The organism is Paenibacillus sp. EKM211P, assembly GCF_011066175.1.
GTDB classification, from domain to species: domain Bacteria; phylum Bacillota; class Bacilli; order Paenibacillales; family Paenibacillaceae; genus Paenibacillus; species Paenibacillus polymyxa.
The window spans coordinates 38,004-53,980 of sequence record NZ_JAAMNS010000021.1 but is presented as its reverse complement, the minus strand read 5'-3'; the positions used below and the strand labels follow the sequence as shown (position 1 = coordinate 53,980).

At 48.2% G+C, this 15,977-nt stretch carries 14 protein-coding genes and 1 riboswitch; of the genes, 6 read left to right on the top strand and 8 right to left on the bottom strand.

The window, feature by feature from the left end; translation table 11 throughout:
- Positions 1-3: 3 nt before the first annotated feature.
- The 3 genes from G9G57_RS22980 to G9G57_RS22970 all read right to left on the bottom strand — a co-directional run bounded on the left by G9G57_RS22980 (position 4) and on the right by G9G57_RS22970 (position 4,704).
- The gene (locus G9G57_RS22980; RefSeq protein ID WP_164965593.1) at positions 4-1,722 is read right to left on the bottom strand and encodes a copper resistance CopC/CopD family protein; all 1,719 of its coding nucleotides are present in this window, start codon (positions 1,720-1,722) and stop codon (positions 4-6) included.
- A 254-nt stretch (positions 1,723-1,976) separates the two neighbouring features.
- Positions 1,977-3,827: a bifunctional diguanylate cyclase/phosphohydrolase gene (locus tag G9G57_RS22975; RefSeq protein ID WP_102997669.1), complete on the bottom strand. Its 1,851-nt coding sequence runs from the start codon at positions 3,825-3,827 to the stop codon at positions 1,977-1,979.
- A gap of 283 nt (positions 3,828-4,110) precedes the next feature.
- A complete protein-coding gene (locus tag G9G57_RS22970; RefSeq protein WP_117290467.1) occupies positions 4,111-4,704 on the bottom strand; it encodes a DUF5317 domain-containing protein in 594 nt (197 codons plus the stop codon).
- 202 nt (positions 4,705-4,906) lie between these two features.
- Here G9G57_RS22970 and G9G57_RS22965 point away from each other — a divergent pair, with 202 nt between their 5' ends.
- From G9G57_RS22965 to nfsA, 5 genes are all read left to right on the top strand, one after another.
- Positions 4,907-6,136 (top strand): multidrug effflux MFS transporter, encoded by a 1,230-nt coding sequence (locus G9G57_RS22965; RefSeq protein ID WP_164965592.1) that lies wholly within the window; start codon positions 4,907-4,909, stop codon positions 6,134-6,136.
- 113 nt (positions 6,137-6,249) lie between these two features.
- Positions 6,250-6,600: a metal-sensitive transcriptional regulator gene (locus G9G57_RS22960; RefSeq protein ID WP_017427194.1), complete on the top strand. Its 351-nt coding sequence runs from the start codon at positions 6,250-6,252 to the stop codon at positions 6,598-6,600.
- A gap of 55 nt (positions 6,601-6,655) precedes the next feature.
- On the top strand, positions 6,656-6,856 hold the full coding sequence (locus G9G57_RS22955; RefSeq protein WP_017427195.1) for a copper ion binding protein: 201 nt from the start codon (positions 6,656-6,658) through the stop codon (positions 6,854-6,856).
- A gap of 117 nt (positions 6,857-6,973) precedes the next feature.
- Positions 6,974-9,430, top strand: a complete 2,457-nt coding sequence (locus G9G57_RS22950) for a heavy metal translocating P-type ATPase (protein ID WP_019685928.1) — start codon at positions 6,974-6,976, stop codon at positions 9,428-9,430.
- A 287-nt stretch (positions 9,431-9,717) separates the two neighbouring features.
- Positions 9,718-10,461 carry an oxygen-insensitive NADPH nitroreductase gene (gene nfsA / locus G9G57_RS22945; RefSeq protein WP_016818839.1) on the top strand — a complete coding sequence of 248 codons (744 nt, stop codon included), beginning with the start codon at positions 9,718-9,720 and terminating at the stop codon, positions 10,459-10,461.
- 176 nt (positions 10,462-10,637) lie between these two features.
- On the opposite strand, the gene G9G57_RS22940 is transcribed toward nfsA, so the two are convergent.
- The 5 genes from G9G57_RS22940 to G9G57_RS22920 all read right to left on the bottom strand — a co-directional run bounded on the left by G9G57_RS22940 (position 10,638) and on the right by G9G57_RS22920 (position 14,939).
- The gene (locus G9G57_RS22940) at positions 10,638-11,483 is read right to left on the bottom strand and encodes a TatD family hydrolase (RefSeq protein WP_153794635.1); all 846 of its coding nucleotides are present in this window, start codon (positions 11,481-11,483) and stop codon (positions 10,638-10,640) included.
- Positions 11,476-12,429, bottom strand: a complete 954-nt coding sequence (locus tag G9G57_RS22935; RefSeq protein ID WP_153794636.1) for an ABC transporter ATP-binding protein — start codon at positions 12,427-12,429, stop codon at positions 11,476-11,478. Before G9G57_RS22935 ends, G9G57_RS22940 begins: the two co-directional genes overlap by 8 nt.
- A 45-nt stretch (positions 12,430-12,474) precedes the next feature.
- On the bottom strand, positions 12,475-13,251 hold the full coding sequence (locus tag G9G57_RS22930; protein WP_153794637.1) for an ABC transporter permease: 777 nt from the start codon (positions 13,249-13,251) through the stop codon (positions 12,475-12,477).
- Complete coding sequence (locus G9G57_RS22925) at positions 13,248-13,541, bottom strand: MTH1187 family thiamine-binding protein (RefSeq protein WP_016818835.1); 294 nt, start codon at positions 13,539-13,541, stop codon at positions 13,248-13,250. The genes G9G57_RS22930 and G9G57_RS22925 overlap by 4 nt, the downstream gene beginning before the upstream one ends.
- 354 nt (positions 13,542-13,895) lie before the next feature.
- The gene (locus G9G57_RS22920; protein WP_164965591.1) at positions 13,896-14,939 is read right to left on the bottom strand and encodes an ABC transporter substrate-binding protein; all 1,044 of its coding nucleotides are present in this window, start codon (positions 14,937-14,939) and stop codon (positions 13,896-13,898) included.
- 195 nt (positions 14,940-15,134) lie between these two features.
- A riboswitch (TPP riboswitch) is annotated at positions 15,135-15,244 on the bottom strand.
- A gap of 269 nt (positions 15,245-15,513) precedes the next feature.
- On the opposite strand from G9G57_RS22920, the gene G9G57_RS22915 reads away from it, so the two are divergent.
- Entirely contained in the window at positions 15,514-15,948 is a 435-nt protein-coding gene (locus G9G57_RS22915) for a pyridoxamine 5'-phosphate oxidase family protein (protein ID WP_016818833.1), read from the top strand.
- Positions 15,949-15,977: the final 29 nt, after the last annotated feature.

Sequence of the window (15,977 nt, the reverse complement as noted above, 5' to 3'; positions counted from 1 at the left end):
TAATTATTTTTTACCGTCTACTTGCAGAGTGAATTCAACATCAACCGCATCGAGTGATGCTGTCAGAGCATGTACTTTTACCGCCCATGTTCCTTCGGAGGTTATCAATTCCTGACTGCGGAAAGGCTGTTGCTGCTTCACGGGCAGAACAAATTCCTGTTGATCTTGGTCAGGATTAGCTGGCATAAGCGTTAATGTGACCTGCTGGATTCCTGAAACGGCAGCCCCCTTGCTATCCTGAACGGATACCTTAAATTCATTGCTGCCCACAGCATTAGGGCTGACTGCCAGTGTAACGCTGTATTCGCCAGTAGTGCGAGTCTCCTCAAACGGTACAGCAGGTGCCTGGCCAGGTGACAGGTGAGTGAGCACCGCTGCCAGTAGCATCACGAGCAGACCGACGGACAGCTCGGTACGCAATCCTCCGACGGCTCGCTTGCTCGCCGCCGCTTGCCGAGCGCTGCGAAACTGGCTGGCTGCGAAGACCAGCATCACTAGCAGTAGCGCTGCTTTACCAAGCAGAACGAGTCCATAGGATGTGTTCAGCAGCATGGAGGGAGCCGGAATGTACAGCACCGCTCCATAGATACCAGTGGCGAGTAGCGCCGCCACCATAGCCATGCCCCAGCCAGCGAAGCGGCGCAGGGCCGTTTGTCGCAGAGTTGCCTGCACGGATACAGGGAGCTCCAATCCGGCAACAGGCAGACACACCACCATGACGGCAAGTGATCCGATCCAAAAAGCTGACGCTGCAAGATGGACGAAATCTGCCACAATGGCTGGAGCCGGGTGGGTGGCTGCTGCCGGATGCCCGACAAAGGCCTTGGACAGCATGAGGCTCAGCGTGAGTAGAACAGAGCTGTAGCCCCACACTCGGCGCTGACGATTGGAAATGCTTTGATCGATTGCATAAATTAGCGTTACGCTCAGTAGTAGCACGAGAATCATTTGGATAAACCAGATTTGCCCTGCTCCAGTAAATTGGAGCGCTTCTCCCAGGATAGGGAGTGAGAAGCCCTCCCCGATGGAAACTCCGGCATCCCAAGACGCCTGAAGCGGTAGGCTAATTAAAATGGCAGCAGACGTTATGCCGTAGCCGCTCCAGAGCAGCTTAGTCCAACGGGGTAATGTGTCAGAGGGTCGCTGACTAAGCATCTGCTGTTCACTGCGGTTCTTGGCTCGGTTTATGCTCGGTAAGAGGAACAGTCGGAAACAAATCGCTCCAAACAGCAGCGATAACCCTATGTAAAGGAGCCAACGGACAGCAATTAAGTCGATTCGTGATGTCCCAGAGCTTTCAGAAGGGGTAGCTTGATCGGTATACGCATTGGAACCGCTACCTACTTGAAATGGAATCACTCCATTGACTGGGTGTCCATCTGCGGACAAAGCTCTCCAAGTGATGGTGTAAATTCCATTCTTCACCCCTGGAATCAATTGGATTTCCATGGTGGATTGGTGCTCTGGATTGAGCTGTGCTTTTCCTGTGTCGACCCGCTTGCCTGTTTCATCAGTCACTTTGATGGACATGAAGGCAGACTGCAAATCTTCGTTGAAAGTGATAGTCACCTGAGAAGGGGACTTGTCCAAAACCTGATTTTCGGTCGGGCTGGATTCAACGACAAATGCATGAGCCCACGATGAGTGAGGAAACAGGAGCAGAAGAGGGAGACACAGCAATAAAAGACAAGCCGCACGGGCTGGTCTGGACAGGTACAACATGCCTGTGAAGTCACCTTCTCTCGATTACTTGAAGCGAGGATATCCTCATTTGTAGCATTTTATACGGACAAACCAATTCCTATCTTAATCATAGTGCATATAGCGTGAATAGATGGAGTGAATTATGACATTTATATGAAATTTGAAATAATAAGCATGATGCAAAATGCCACTCTTATGAAAAGTCCCTACTATGAAAGAAATCGCCTGGATTTCTTTCATAGTAGGGATAAAGTGGAATAGTGTATGAGACATTAGATGCCTGCTTCTATAGACTGCGTGAAAGCAGGTTGCTTATGTTGAATATATTGGATAAAAATAGCCGTTAGATCGGGATCGAATTGGCTCCCCGAACAAGTACGCAATTCTTCGATGGCCTCCTCGAATGTTTTGGTCGGTTGATAGGGACGTTCTGTTGTCATCGCGTCAAAAGAGTCGATGATCGTCAGCATCCGACACAGCCTTGGGATTTGCTCGCCCTTAAAGCCAAACGGATAGCCTCCCCCGTCATAACGTTCATGATGCAGCTCCACAAAAGGAACTAAATCTATGAATCGTTCATTGGCTTCGACAATACGTTTGCCCCACACGACATGAGCTTGTACCATCCGCCATTCCTCGCTAGACAGCTTCTCTTTTTTATTAAGAATATTCCAGGGAATTTCCAGTTTGCCAATGTCGTGAATGAGGGCCCCCAGTAAAAAACGTCGCTTATCCTTCGGGCCGAGCTGAAGCACATCGCTCATGTCTGCTGCATATCTGAATACCCGTTTGGAATGCTTGAAGGTGTTAATATCCTTGTACAAGAATAGATTAAGCTGCTGCTCCAGATCACGAATATCCTGTCCGAGATCGACCTCACGTTCCACTTCATTTAGACTGCCGTGTGTATGAACGATATTTTTGCCCTGTTTCTTGGCATAGTACAGTGCTTTATCCGCTAGATCGACCAGCTGTGATTTGTCGTAGATGTCAATGCGGCTTTGTGCAATGCCTGCGGAGAAGGACAGACACCCGTGTGGGAAGATTTCAACTCCCTCGTAACGGGAATCATTCAGTCTTTTTCGGATAGCATTGACCTTTTCATAAGCTTGTTCAGCAGTATGATCGGGCATAAGCAAAGTGAATTCTTCTCCACCATAGCGGGATACGGTAATATGAGTACCGAACGTTTCTTTTTTGAGAAACTCACCGAGAAACCCCAGTAGCTGATCGCCCTTGAGATGACCGAAATGATCATTGTATTTTTTGAAATCATCAATATCAATCAGCGCCAAACTTAGGGGAGTATTCTGCGATCTGGATGTATTTAGTTCAGCTTCAAGTGTATTTTCAAAGTAGCTGTGATTGTACAGCCCTGTTCTGCGATCCGTGTTGGCTTTTTCTTCAATCTCACGATACATCGTGAACATTTGCTTGAACGCGTGGGATAAGAGCATGCTTAGCCCCAAGAACAGCAAAAGTCCTAAAATGCCGTTGTAATAAATCAGCGTGGTCAAGACCAAAGACAGGATGAGTGTACATAAGTATACAAGCAGGGATTCTGCCAAAAAAGCCTGTTTGAGCTCATTGAACGACCCTTTATATGCGATATAGAAGTAGATGCCCAAGGTGATTGTGTTTACCGTAAAGTAGCAGATCAATGCGAGCAGGTAGGAAGCAAAATGGTCCTCGTTCAAGGCTCCCTGCGTTCCGCCGCTTAGTTCGAACACGGTTGACGACAGGAAAATGGAAAGTGCGTAAATGGAAAAATTGACGGCATGTTTCCACCAGGACAGTTCTGTATGCCGAAACGCAGCAATGATCACATTGAACAGCAAAATCAAAATGGCAATTTCAGTGCCATGCACAAAAATACAAGCGAGGTACACGGAGGAATCCATGGACTGCTTGTTACTGGCTGGTGGCAACTGGAATGTAAAATGCTCCAGAATCAGAACTGCTCCCAACAGGGAATAGATCGTGACCCACTCTGTCGTCGAATAGTGCAAAAAGGACCAATGGTTCGTATACAAGAGAACGATCAGGCCTACCATACACATGAAAAATACGTATATTCCCGTCGTGGTAACCCGTTCTTGCAGCTTTTTTAATATACTCATCATTTTTTCTCCTGCCTTGTCGTATCTTGATGTCAAAGCTACCAGGGGTGAATGGGATAATTTACAATTTTGTAATCGAAAATTTCACATGAAAAAACAGGCCGGAATCCAGCCTGTTTTGTTGAGCCTGTGCTTCCTTTTTTTCTTTATCGGTGACTAGCCTCCAATTTTGTAACCGGAAGTCAAAGCGATTACGACAGAAGCAACGATAATAGCATTGATAATCACACGGGAGTATTTCAAGTTTTTCATACGGTTCCCTCCCTTCCTTGGAATAAGCTCTGAACTAGGCATGGTGGGGGTTGGTTTCTTGCTGATTATCCTTATTTCTTTTTACGACCATCACATTTTGGATAAACAGGAACATCCCGAAGTTCATGACGACATCTCCAATACTAATCACCTGCGTGCGGGGATAGGGCTTGGAAAGAGGAATGATGTCACCAAGCAATGATAAACGTGTGCTCGCATCCATCATGTAATGTTTCGAGATGACACTGCCGGATTTAAGCATATCTGTATAATAGGGACCCAGTACTTCAGAAGCGCTCAGCGAGACCGGCATCCTGCCGCCATTCACTGCCATAACGATAAAATTCATCAACACGCCGATTAAAATAAGCTTGAATCCCTTATGATGTCTGTTCAACCAGAGAAATATCAATCCGACCACGTAGACTGCCATAAATAGATACCCATTAATGGCTGCCAGCCAAGCCCACTTTTCCTGAGCATAAAAAATAATGAATTGAACCACCAGCAGCAGGGGGAACATCCAACCGGCTATAAGGCGAATATGACTGAAACGGATCAGACCTTGCCGCCAGCCTCCTCTGAACAGGCCTACAATGAGACCCAGCAGCACTCCATCATAGACCATTATCATTCTCCAGATTCTACAATTTTTTTGTTTTGGTTACCGTGTAATTCGACCTGAAATTGGTAAATTCCTGCCTGATTTATAGCAATTTTGAAAAAAAATCGCGGATTAGCGTGTAATTATTCGAAGCCAGATGAAATGAATGATATCATAATATATTGAAGTCATTATTTATATTTTAGTGAAAAGGATGATTATTATCATGAATCGGTTATCCAATACGGTAATGGTTGCCGCAGATATGACCAAATCACGAATATTATGGATTGCCTTTGTTCTGGGTGCATTAAGTGCCTTCGGACCATTGTCCATAGATATGTATTTGCCGTCACTGCCTACATTAGCCGACAATTTGCATACGACTACTTCGCTAGCGCAGCTTAGTTTGACAGCCTGTCTGTTGGGACTGGCCGTTGGTCAGATCGTTGCTGGTCCGCTTAGCGATGTGAGGGGTCGCAGAGGACCGCTGGTGATTTCGCTTATTCTGTACGCCGCGGCATCGCTGTTATGTGTGTTTGCTCCAAATATCGCTGTGCTCATTGCGCTTCGCTTTATTCAAGGGCTTACGGGATCGGCGGGGATCGTGATTTCCAGAGCAGTGGCCCGTGATCTGTACTCGGGCAAAGAATTGACACGCTTTTTCTCACTGCTCATGCTGGTGAATGGTGTGGCTCCCATTGCTGCACCTGTGCTGGGCGGTGTCATTTTGAATTTTGTTTCCTGGCGCGGTGTTTTCATGGTGCTGTGTGTAGTTGGTGTGGCCATGCTAATTGCCGTTGTATTGGGTCTTCCAGAAACGTTGCCAACGAACCGTCGTTCATCCGGTGGCTTGAAGCAGACGCTGGGAACACTCAGTCATCTATTTGCAGATCGGCGCTTTATGGGTTATGCCCTCTCGCAGGCACTGATTACAGGGGCTATGTTTGCGTACATCGCTGGCTCGCCTTTCGTGCTTCAGGATATTTTCGGGGTTTCTCCCCAGACCTATAGCATCATTTTTGCGGTGAATGGTTTGGGGATTGTACTGTTTTCCCAGTTGACGGGTAGACTCGTGGGTCGATTTAGCGAACGACAGTTGCTCTTGTCAGGTCTGGTGATTTCGGCTGTAGCCGGGATCAGCTTGCTTATCGTAGCTTTTACCGGAGGCCAATTGTTAGCTGTATTAATTCCGATGTTTTTTGTCGTATCCTGCGTAGGTATTGTGAGTACAACGACGACTTCACTGGCCATGCAGAGTCAGCAGCGTTCCGCAGGCAGTGCGTCCGCCATGCTTGGCTTGCTGCCTCTATTGCTGGGCTCCATCGCTTCACCGTTGGTAGGCTTGGGTAGTGGAACAACCCCCGTACCGATGGCGGTTGTTATTGCTATAGCTGAGCTTGGTGCGCTGTTAAGCTTTGTTGTACTTGCCAAGGAAGCACGCTCAAAAGTGTGAAACAAGGCAAAATGGTGACATTTTTTAGGAATGTTGACATACCCCGTGGGGGTATATTATGATGGGGTTATATTAAATGCATGAGTGCATTACACCACACAGGAGGCTGATGTATGGCTGAGGAGCAACCTGTTTCCCACACTGAAGTCCACGGGACTCATTGTGGAACAGATGGGGAGAAGACAGTTAGAAAAAGTCATCATTCGGCGGAATTCAAGAACAGCCTTGTATCCCGGTTAAACCGTATTGAAGGGCAGGTACGCGGGATTAAGGGCTTGATTGAGAAGGACACTTACTGTGACGATGTGCTGAACCAGATTGCGGCTGTTCAGTCGGCACTGAATGGTGTCGGCAAGCTACTGCTGGAAGGGCATATGAAAAGCTGTGTCATTGAGCGCATGCAGGCAGGAGAACAGGAAGTGATTGATGAGCTACTAATTACGGTTAAGAAGCTAATCCGTTAAAAGTAGCAGATATACACATTATGGGTATGGACGTACCCTTGAGGAGGAAACGAAAATGGCACAAGTTACATTGAACGTAGAAGGCATGAGCTGCAATCATTGCGTGAAAGCCGTAGAAGGAGCTTTGGAGAAAGTAGGCGCTACCGGCAAGGTCAGCCTCGAAACGAAACAGGTAAGTGTAGAATATGACGAATCCAAGCTGAGTGTTGAAGCTCTGAAAACAGCCATTGAAGACCAAGGCTATGATGTTGTTTAAGATTAAGGTGCTGTATGATTCGTGAACAGATTTGTTCGAAGAAGAAGCTTCCATGTTAGGAGCTTTTTCTTTTTGGACACAATATACCCCACTGGGGTATGTAGAAGGAGGGCTACCATGGAAAACCGCGCGACCGACGGTGATAAGCATACAACGCTTCATATTACGGGGATGTCCTGCGCAGCCTGCGCAAGCCGTATTGAAAAAGGTTTAAACCGAATAGACGGAGTGGCGCAGGCTAATGTGAATTTGGCATTGGAGCAGGCGTCTATATCCTATGACCCCAAGCAGGTGGAAATCCCTGAATTCCGCGATAAAATTGCTTCTCTTGGTTTTGGAACTGTGAGTGAAGAAGCCAATTTGAATGTGACGGGCATGACTTGCGCAGCCTGTGCAGCTCGAATCGAAAAAGGATTAAACCGAATACCAGGCGTAACAGGTGCTACGGTTAATTTGGCGATGGAAACAGCTCATGTGGAATATTCTGCTGGGAGTACTACGGTTAGTGATCTGGTAAGCAAGATTGAACAGCTGGGCTACGGAGCGATCCCACAGAGTGCTGAGGACAATATTGCGGATGTTCGCAGTAAGGATATCCAACGTAAAAAATGGAAGTGGATAATATCGGCAGTGCTGTCGCTTCCGTTATTGTGGGCGATGGTGGCTCATTTTTCCTTTACCTCATGGATTTATGTACCGGAACTGTTCTTGAATCCATGGTTTCAACTTGTACTGACAACACCCATTCAGTTCATCATTGGATGGCAGTTTTATGTGGGCGCGTATAAAGCGCTTCGCAACGGCAGTTCGAATATGGATGTGTTAGTTGCACTGGGTACGTCTGCGGCTTATTTTTACAGCTTGTACCTTACCCTGCGTCCGTCTGATGTCATGGAGGGAATGGCGGGAATGCCTGTCATGACCATGCCAGAGCTGTATTACGAGACAAGCGCGGTACTCATTACGCTTATTCTGGTCGGTAAATGGTTCGAAGCGGTAGCCAAAGGACGTTCGTCTGAGGCGATCAAGAGCTTGATGAACCTACAGGCGACAACGGCACGTGTGGTACGTGATGGACAAGAGCTAGATATACCGATTGAACAAGTGCGTGTGAAGGATATCTTTATTGTGCGTCCAGGGGAGAAAATTCCCGTCGATGGTGTAGTCGTGGATGGGCGTTCAGCAGTGGATGAATCCATGTTAAGTGGCGAGAGTCTTCCGGTTGAAAAAGGAGAGGGTTCCCCAGTCACAGGAGCCACGCTCAATAAAAACGGAGTACTTCGTATCCAGGCTGAGCGTGTGGGTGGTGATACGGCGTTGGCCCGTATTATTAAGGTCGTGGAAGATGCGCAAAACTCCAAGGCCCCGATTCAGCGGATTGCGGATCAAATCTCGGGTATCTTTGTTCCCATCGTAGTTGCTATTGCCGTGATGACGTTTCTCGTCTGGTTTTTCCTTGTGACACCGTCTGATTTTGCAGGATCATTGGAGAAAATGATTGCAGTTCTCGTCATTGCTTGTCCTTGTGCGCTCGGATTGGCTACCCCAACGTCCATTATGGCAGGATCGGGACGTGCCGCTGAGTACGGTATTTTGTTCAAGGGCGGCGAGCATTTGGAAATGACCCGTTCCGTCAACGCAGTGATTTTGGATAAGACAGGTACGGTCACGAACGGCAAGCCAGAGCTAACGGATGTTATGGTTGGCGCAAGCAGCCTGGCTGAAACGGATTTGCTGCGATTGCTCGGTGCGGCAGAAAAAAGCTCGGAGCATCCGCTGGCAGAAGCTATTGTAAAAGGGATTGCTGATCGAGGCATTGAGCTAGTGAGCCCGACGGATTTTGAAAATATTCCGGGTTATGGTGTGAAGGCCTCTGTGGAAGGCAAGCAGGTATTGGTGGGCACACGCCGGTTAATGAGCAGGGAAGGCATCGCGATTGATGACTCAACCGAGCAGCAAATGAATGAACTGGAAGGCGCAGGGAAAACGGCGATGCTTGTCGCTGTGGATGGTTCCTATGCCGGATTAGTGGCCGTCGCGGATACAATTAAAGAAACGTCACGAGAAGCTGTTGCCCGTCTGCGGGCGATGAACATTGAAGTCATCATGATTACGGGTGACAATGAAAGGACGGCGCGGGCCGTTGCCGCCCAGGCGGGAATTGAACGGGTTCTGGCGGAAGTGTTGCCTGAAGGAAAGGCCGAAGAGGTAAAGAGACTTCAGGAACAGGGCAAGATCGTAGCCATGGTCGGGGACGGTATTAACGATGCGCCGGCGCTGGCTACAGCTCATATAGGGATGGCAATGGGCACGGGTACAGATGTGGCCATGGAGGCTGCCGATATTACGCTCATGCGTGGTAACCTAAATAGCATTCCGGACGCGATCGAAATGAGTCGGCGGACCATGACAAACATACGGCAAAATCTGTTCTGGGCGCTCGGTTATAACGTGATCGGCATTCCGATTGCTGCTTTGGGCTTTCTTGCTCCATGGTTGGCGGGAGCGGCCATGGCATTCAGCTCTGTTTCGGTCGTGCTGAATGCGCTGCGTCTCCAGCGCGTGAAGCTGTAAATGTTTTGATGTATTAGGCAGACGCATACTGCTGGATATTTGTAGCGAGATCATTTTGTAATTAGAGCAAGTACGCACAATTTTAGCTTTGTGCGTACTTGCTTTTTTGCTAAGTTTTTCATTTGTGTAATCCATGGTGCCATCTTTCATCGCGTCAGGTTGCTTATCATTGGCGAAAGTTTCATAATATTTGTAGGAGTGCCATGCAAGTATGCAAGAACCTTTTCGTGTACTCACAGCTTGAAGCAGATAAAGAGCTTATATTATGGATTAGGAGTGAAGCCGTCATGAATGATACGATTTCCTTGTTGATGAACCATCGGTCTGTTCGAAAATTCAAGTCAGACCCCATTGCCGACGAGCAGCTCGCAGCTATTGTGGCAGCTGGCCAAATGGCATCCTCGTCCAGCAATGTGCAGGCATATACCGTTATTGCCGTTACCGAGCCTTCCTTAAAAACAAAACTGGCCGAGTTGGCAGGAGGGCAGGCTTATGTTGAGCAATGCCCTACATTTCTGGTGTGGTGCGCAGACCTGTATCGTTTGAAGCAGGTGACGATTCATCATCAGCCAGGCCAGCCTTCCTACGAAGGGTCCGTCGAAAATTATACGGTTGCAACCATTGATGCCGCGTTAGCTGCACAAAATGCAGCGGTGGCCGCTGAATCACTCGGCTTGGGCATCGTTTACATCGGGGGCATTCGTACTAAAATAGCAGAGGTATCCGAGTTGTTAGGGTTACCAGAGCTGGTATATCCAGTGTTCGGTATGTGCATTGGTGTACCGGATCAGGAAACGGGCTTGCGTCCACGACTTCCACTGTCCGGTGTTTTGCATATGAATGGTTACGATAAAAATCAGACGATGAAAGCTGTAGAGGTATACGACCATACATCAGCTGAATATCTGAAGGAACGTACGGGCGGTCAACGCTCTACACCTTGGTCTGAGCAAATGGCGACGAGATTGACCGAGCCAGCGCGTTTGCAGTTGAAGCCATTTTTGGAACAGAAGGGTTTCTTGAAGCAATAAAGTGGAGCAACGTCAAAAAACGTTGCAATGGATGAGCTGCATTTGAGCAACACGTGTATGTAAAATTACAAGAACCTCCTTAATTACGCATGATAAAGTTTCGCGTATATAAGGAGGTTCTTTGCTTTGACTACAAGTTATGGTTGTGAGCCTTTTAGTAACTAGCTGATATGCCTTTATGAATTGGACAGGGAGTAGAAGCGGCTCGTATTATCATAAAACAATTGACGGACAGTAGCTTCATCTTGACCGGTCAGCTTGCTATACTCGCGAATGACCTCGGCAGTCATCCGTGGATGTGTCTGCTGTCCGGTAAAAGGGCCCTCGAATGGCCATGGGCCGTCTGTCTCTGCCATGACCTGATTAGACGGATACTGTCTTGCCAAACTGCGGATTTCTTCTTCGTACAGGAGATCCGGTGTGAAGGACACATAATAGCCATTACGGGCCATACGTTTGGTCGTGGCGGCAGAGCCCTTGAACCAGTGAAAATGCGCTTGCGTAACGCCGTGACGTTCCAATAGGTCGCAGGCCATGTCTGCATCTTCATAAACGGCGTGCAGCACGATGGGCTTGCTATGCTTGCTTGCAAACTGGATAAATCGCTCCAGTAGTGCTATATAGGGAGCGAGGTCAAAAGCATCTCCGCTGCGTGAGGCTTCCAGCCGATTGTAATAGGGCAGGCCGACTTCACCTACCGCAATCATTTGTTGTACATGTTCGTCCATCCAATCAAACAACAAGTCAAGCTCGGCTTGTGGTGGCAGAGCCTGTTCTGGATGAAAGCCGAAGGCTGGACGTACTAGCCCGGGCCAACGCTCAGCCAGGCGCAGGTTGGCTTGATTGGAGGCGAGATGCATGGACACGGCTATAATGGCTTCTACATGGTTGTCGGCAAGCGAAGCGAGCAATAGCTCTTGTTGCTCAGGCGGGTAGCTGTCTACATGAATGTGTGCGTCGATTAAGGGAACAGTTGCTGTCGCGTTCAATCTCAATGCAGAGTGCACATTCCAATCATTCATAATGGTTTACCCCGCCGTCAGAGGTGTTTTTACGGACACTTTCAGCGGTGTCCATATCGCCGTCCAGTTTGTGCTTTTCCTCACGCATCCAGCCAGTCATTGTCTGCTTCCATTCCATAAAGCGTGGATCGAGGGTGATTTCTTCCCTACGCGGGCGAGGAAAAGGAACGTCTACGACATGCATCACTGAAGCAGGTCGCGCCGACAGCACATAAATGCGGTCGGAGAGCAACAGCGCTTCTTCAATGCTGTGGGTAATGAACAGCACAGAGCGGCGGTTCTTCTCCCACATCCGCAATAACCATTGCTGCATATCTGCGCGTGTCAACGCATCGAGTGCGCTGAACGGCTCATCCAGCAGCATTAGCTCCTGCGGGCTAAGCAGGGCGCGAAGAAAGGCCGCCCGTTGCTGCATGCCACCAGACAGCGTATGCGGATACGCCTTCGCGAACTTGCCCAGCCCAACCTGCTCAAGCCATTGCAAGGCTTCTTTGCGCCGTTCACGTTCGCTGACGTATCGGGACTCTGCTACTGCATCCTTTCGCGGTGCATTTTCCTGCCCGAGCAGTATGTTGTCCAGCGTGGTGCGCCACGGGAAAAGGGCGGGCTGCTGCGGCATATAGCTAATATGACCGCGTTCACCAGTCACGTCCTGTCCATGCATACGAATACGTCCCTGCTGCGGCTTGAGCAGCCCGCCGATGATGTGAAACAGCGTACTTTTGCCACTGCCTGATGGACCAATGAGGGAGACAAATTCGCCCGGTTTAACGGTAAGGGATACATCCTGTAGTACAGGCAGTGAGCTTCGCTTTTCCCGGAAGGCGAGGCTGATCCCGTCCAATTCCAAAGCAGGAGGGGCAGGCGTCATTACCTGCAGTTCTCCGGCTTGTTGCTGTTCATCAGCGACGGGTGGTGATGTCAAGTCAGTCGGATGCAGACTCATATATGCCACGTCCTTTCATTGATGCTTTAATGCAATATGTGGATGTTATTCTTGATCAGGTTTCCAGCGAACCAACCATTTCTCCAGTAGTAAAATAACGACAAACATCAGCAAGCTGAGTGCAACAATAATACCGATAGCGGCAAAAATGAGATCCGTACGATAGGCAGACTTTTGCAGCAACATATAATATCCAATTCCTTCACTGGCCCCAATCCATTCGGCAATAATCGCGCCCATCACACTGTAGGTAGCAGCGATTTTAATGCCAGAGAAGACTTGTGGCAGGGAGTGTGGCAGCTCTAGTTTTAGAAAAATAGCCCTGCGGCTTGCACCCGACATCCGCATGTAGTTCATCATCATACGGTCTGTCCGTGTCAGCCCGTCCATGGCTGCTACAGCCACGGGAAAAAAGCATACTAATGTAATGACCATAAGCTTGGGCAGCACGCCAAAACCGAACCATACCATGAGCAACGGACCGAGGGCGATAATCGGAATGTTTTGGCTAAGGATCAAGAGCGGGTATAGAGCAGATTTGAGAAAAGGAATCGTATGAAGAACGATGGCGATCAGCAGTCCCGTTGCTGTCCCTATAGCAAATCCCGCAAGCGTCAGGCGAACCGTAGCCCATGTATGGGTGCCAAGCAACGCCGACTGCGCCATACCCTCTTGTACGATTAGGGATGGAGCTGGCAGCAGCCAGGATTCAATATGTAAATAGGAAACCGCTCCCTGCCAAGCCGCTAAAAAGAAGAGGACCGCCACAAGGGGCGGCCATACGCTTTTCCACCAGGATGCGTTCTTGCCATTCGGATTCATGGGCGATACTTCTCGGTCAGCTTGTTCATACTGATACCCTGTGGGTTATGTGCAATTTTGATCTGTGAAATGACGCTGGGACTTCCAGCTTCCGTCAAAGCCTCGTGCATTTCTTTAACCACTTTCAGCAACTCGTCGAGCTCGCCCTCCATGGTCGTATCCAATGGATTCACCTGATGTTTGACACCGGAACGCTGGATGACCTCAATCGCCTTGTCTACATAGGGGTAAGAGTCTTCGTTATTAGGTGTTTTAGGGATGACTTGAATGCTGAGCAGTGTATTAGCCATGTGAATTTCACCTGTCCTTTATTGTTTAAGTTATTAGGAAAATAAATTGGTTTAAGGCGGGGAGACCGCTTCGCGTTTCATTTGATCTTACGATCGCTGTTGCCATGGGATTCTTTGAATTAAATTTTAAAGGTAAGAATTCCCTAAGTGTATGCTTCCGAAGCTAGCTTTCCTAAAGAAAGCTTTCAGGCGAACGTTTCGCTTCTCCAGATTCAAGTTAACCGCTACGCTGCCAACCGCCTTAAAAGCACTTTAGTTTTTTGATAGGTTGTGTGGCATTTTTACACACAAAGCCCGTATTTACGCTTCGTTCACTTCTCTACTCCAGTCTTATTTAGCGATTTAACAAAATGATCAACGCTTGGGCAAGAAGTCGTTTGTGAAGGCCTTATCGACTTCCAAAGGTTTGCTGAGCAGCTTGCGTTCATACATCCAATCCGAGTAGTTTTGCCATACCTCTGCTTTTTGTAAGCCCCATTGCGTGGCATCGTCCTGATAACGCGGGCTTAGCCATTTTTGGCTAGCAAGTACCAGTTTTTTGTCCAGCTCTGGCACAGCTTTAGTTAAGATATTCGCCGCTTCTTCTGGATGGGCGATAGTGTATTCATAGCCTTGTGCGGTAGCATCCATGAACGCTTTGACTAGGTCAGGATCATTTTTTATCGTCTGTTCATTACTCACAATTACAGGTGTATAGTAATCGAGACTTTTGGAATAATCTTTTACATACAGCATATCCAAGGGCTCGTCTCGAAGCTCGGCCTCAATCCCGGTCCATGCGTAGAAAATCCAGGCAAAGTCAATATCCCGCTTCACGGCTGTAAAATAGTCTGCATTGCCCATATTGACGATTTTCACTTTGCTCACATCACCTTGGTCTGAATCCATGATGGATTTCATGACCGCTTCTTCTACAGGAGAACCCCAGCCACCGTAGCTTTTACCCTCGAAATCTTTCGGGCTTTTAATTCCGCGGTCTACCGGAGCTGCGAAGCCAGAGGTGTTATGCTGAATCACCGCAGCGATGGATACGAGCGGTACGCCTTGGATGCGAGCCTGAGTGACGCCTTCTTGATAGCTGATACCAAAAGGTGCAGCATTCGAAGCAACCATTTGGTCGGCTCCGCCTGAACCTGGTTGAACAATTTGGACATTCAAGCCTGCCTTTTCGTAAAATCCTTTGTCCTTGGCGACATAGAGTCCCGTGTGATTCGTATTGGGTGTCCAGTCGAGCACGACTTTAACATCTTTGAGCCCCTTTGCCGAGGTAGACGTTGAAGTGTCGGCAGCAGGAACCTCCTTTTGAGATGTAGGGGGATTGCCGCCGCAAGCGGTCAGAGTCATAGCCATGAGCCACAGACTGATTAGACCCAGGCTTAACATTTTCATGCGCTTCATCGTTGTGTTCTCTCCTTTTTAATTACCCGTTATCCGTCCAATCAGACAGTTTATATTCCCCATTTTCACAAAAATCACATCTGCCGGAAGCAATCTTTCCAACAACTTTATCTTCAACAAAAAAAGCGTCCCGAGATTCCGGGACGCTTGCGCTTGTATATACCAAAGTAAGGGATGTCCTGTTTTAATAAAAGGCACATCTTGCTTAAGCATTCCTACGCTGGCATTACCCAGATCAGGTTGTAAGGGTCAGTGTCTTGGGACACACTCTCAGCCGGCCGATTCCAGCACCCCTGGCATTGTATGGTTTAATGGGTTCGTTTATTCGGGTTTACTACGACGATTATATGCCTTGAAAGCAGGTCTGTCCAGCCTTGAGGGAGCGCTCACGGTTCATTTGTCGAACGACAGGGTACACTTTTACTGTGAGCTTTGATCTGAAAATGGACATGAATCATTCAGATCTGTTTCGGTCATGTTATTTTTAGAACAGCTACACTGTATGTTTAGGAGAGCTGGTGCCAAGTGGCATAGCCCTATAGAATTCTAATTCGTAAAAAGGAGTTGTTGTACTGTGGGTAAAACGGAGACACTGGATCGCAGTCAGCTGGAACAAGCCATTGTGAAGGCTTTGGATAACAACAAATTTTGCTCGTTAGGTACGGTTGAGGGCGGAAAACCGAAAGTACGCTATATGGCCCTTTTTAACGATGGAATGAACATTCATCTGGCGACGGATCGCAAAACACATAAAGTGGATGAGCTAAAGGACAATCCGAATGCTTATCTGCTGCTGGGCTATGAAGTGGGTGGCACGAAGGAAGTCTTGGAAGTGGAGGCTACCGTCCAGATTACAGCTGATGAGGGGTTACGCAAACAAGTGTGGAATGATTCTCTGAAAAAATGGTTTTCCGGACCAGATGATCCCGATTATGTCATCTTAGACGTCAATCCGACTCGTATTGAGTACGTGGGTCAACAAACGGAGCGCCAGGTGTGGACAAAATAGAAACAATATAAACGGACAAGCCAGTAAAT

Coding starts and splice junctions, on each gene's coding strand:
- G9G57_RS22980 (WP_164965593.1), bottom strand. CDS start 1,722: ATGTTGTACCTGTCCAGACCAGCCCGTGCGGCTTGTCTTTTATTGCTG.
- G9G57_RS22975 (WP_102997669.1), bottom strand. CDS start 3,827: ATGATGAGTATATTAAAAAAGCTGCAAGAACGGGTTACCACGACGGGA.
- G9G57_RS22970 (WP_117290467.1), bottom strand. CDS start 4,704: ATGGTCTATGATGGAGTGCTGCTGGGTCTCATTGTAGGCCTGTTCAGA.
- G9G57_RS22965 (WP_164965592.1), top strand. CDS start 4,907: ATGAATCGGTTATCCAATACGGTAATGGTTGCCGCAGATATGACCAAA.
- G9G57_RS22960 (WP_017427194.1), top strand. CDS start 6,250: ATGGCTGAGGAGCAACCTGTTTCCCACACTGAAGTCCACGGGACTCAT.
- G9G57_RS22955 (WP_017427195.1), top strand. CDS start 6,656: ATGGCACAAGTTACATTGAACGTAGAAGGCATGAGCTGCAATCATTGC.
- G9G57_RS22950 (WP_019685928.1), top strand. CDS start 6,974: ATGGAAAACCGCGCGACCGACGGTGATAAGCATACAACGCTTCATATT.
- nfsA (WP_016818839.1), top strand. CDS start 9,718: ATGAATGATACGATTTCCTTGTTGATGAACCATCGGTCTGTTCGAAAA.
- G9G57_RS22940 (WP_153794635.1), bottom strand. CDS start 11,483: ATGAATGATTGGAATGTGCACTCTGCATTGAGATTGAACGCGACAGCA.
- G9G57_RS22935 (WP_153794636.1), bottom strand. CDS start 12,429: ATGAGTCTGCATCCGACTGACTTGACATCACCACCCGTCGCTGATGAA.
- G9G57_RS22930 (WP_153794637.1), bottom strand. CDS start 13,251: ATGAATCCGAATGGCAAGAACGCATCCTGGTGGAAAAGCGTATGGCCG.
- G9G57_RS22925 (WP_016818835.1), bottom strand. CDS start 13,541: ATGGCTAATACACTGCTCAGCATTCAAGTCATCCCTAAAACACCTAAT.
- G9G57_RS22920 (WP_164965591.1), bottom strand. CDS start 14,939: ATGAAGCGCATGAAAATGTTAAGCCTGGGTCTAATCAGTCTGTGGCTC.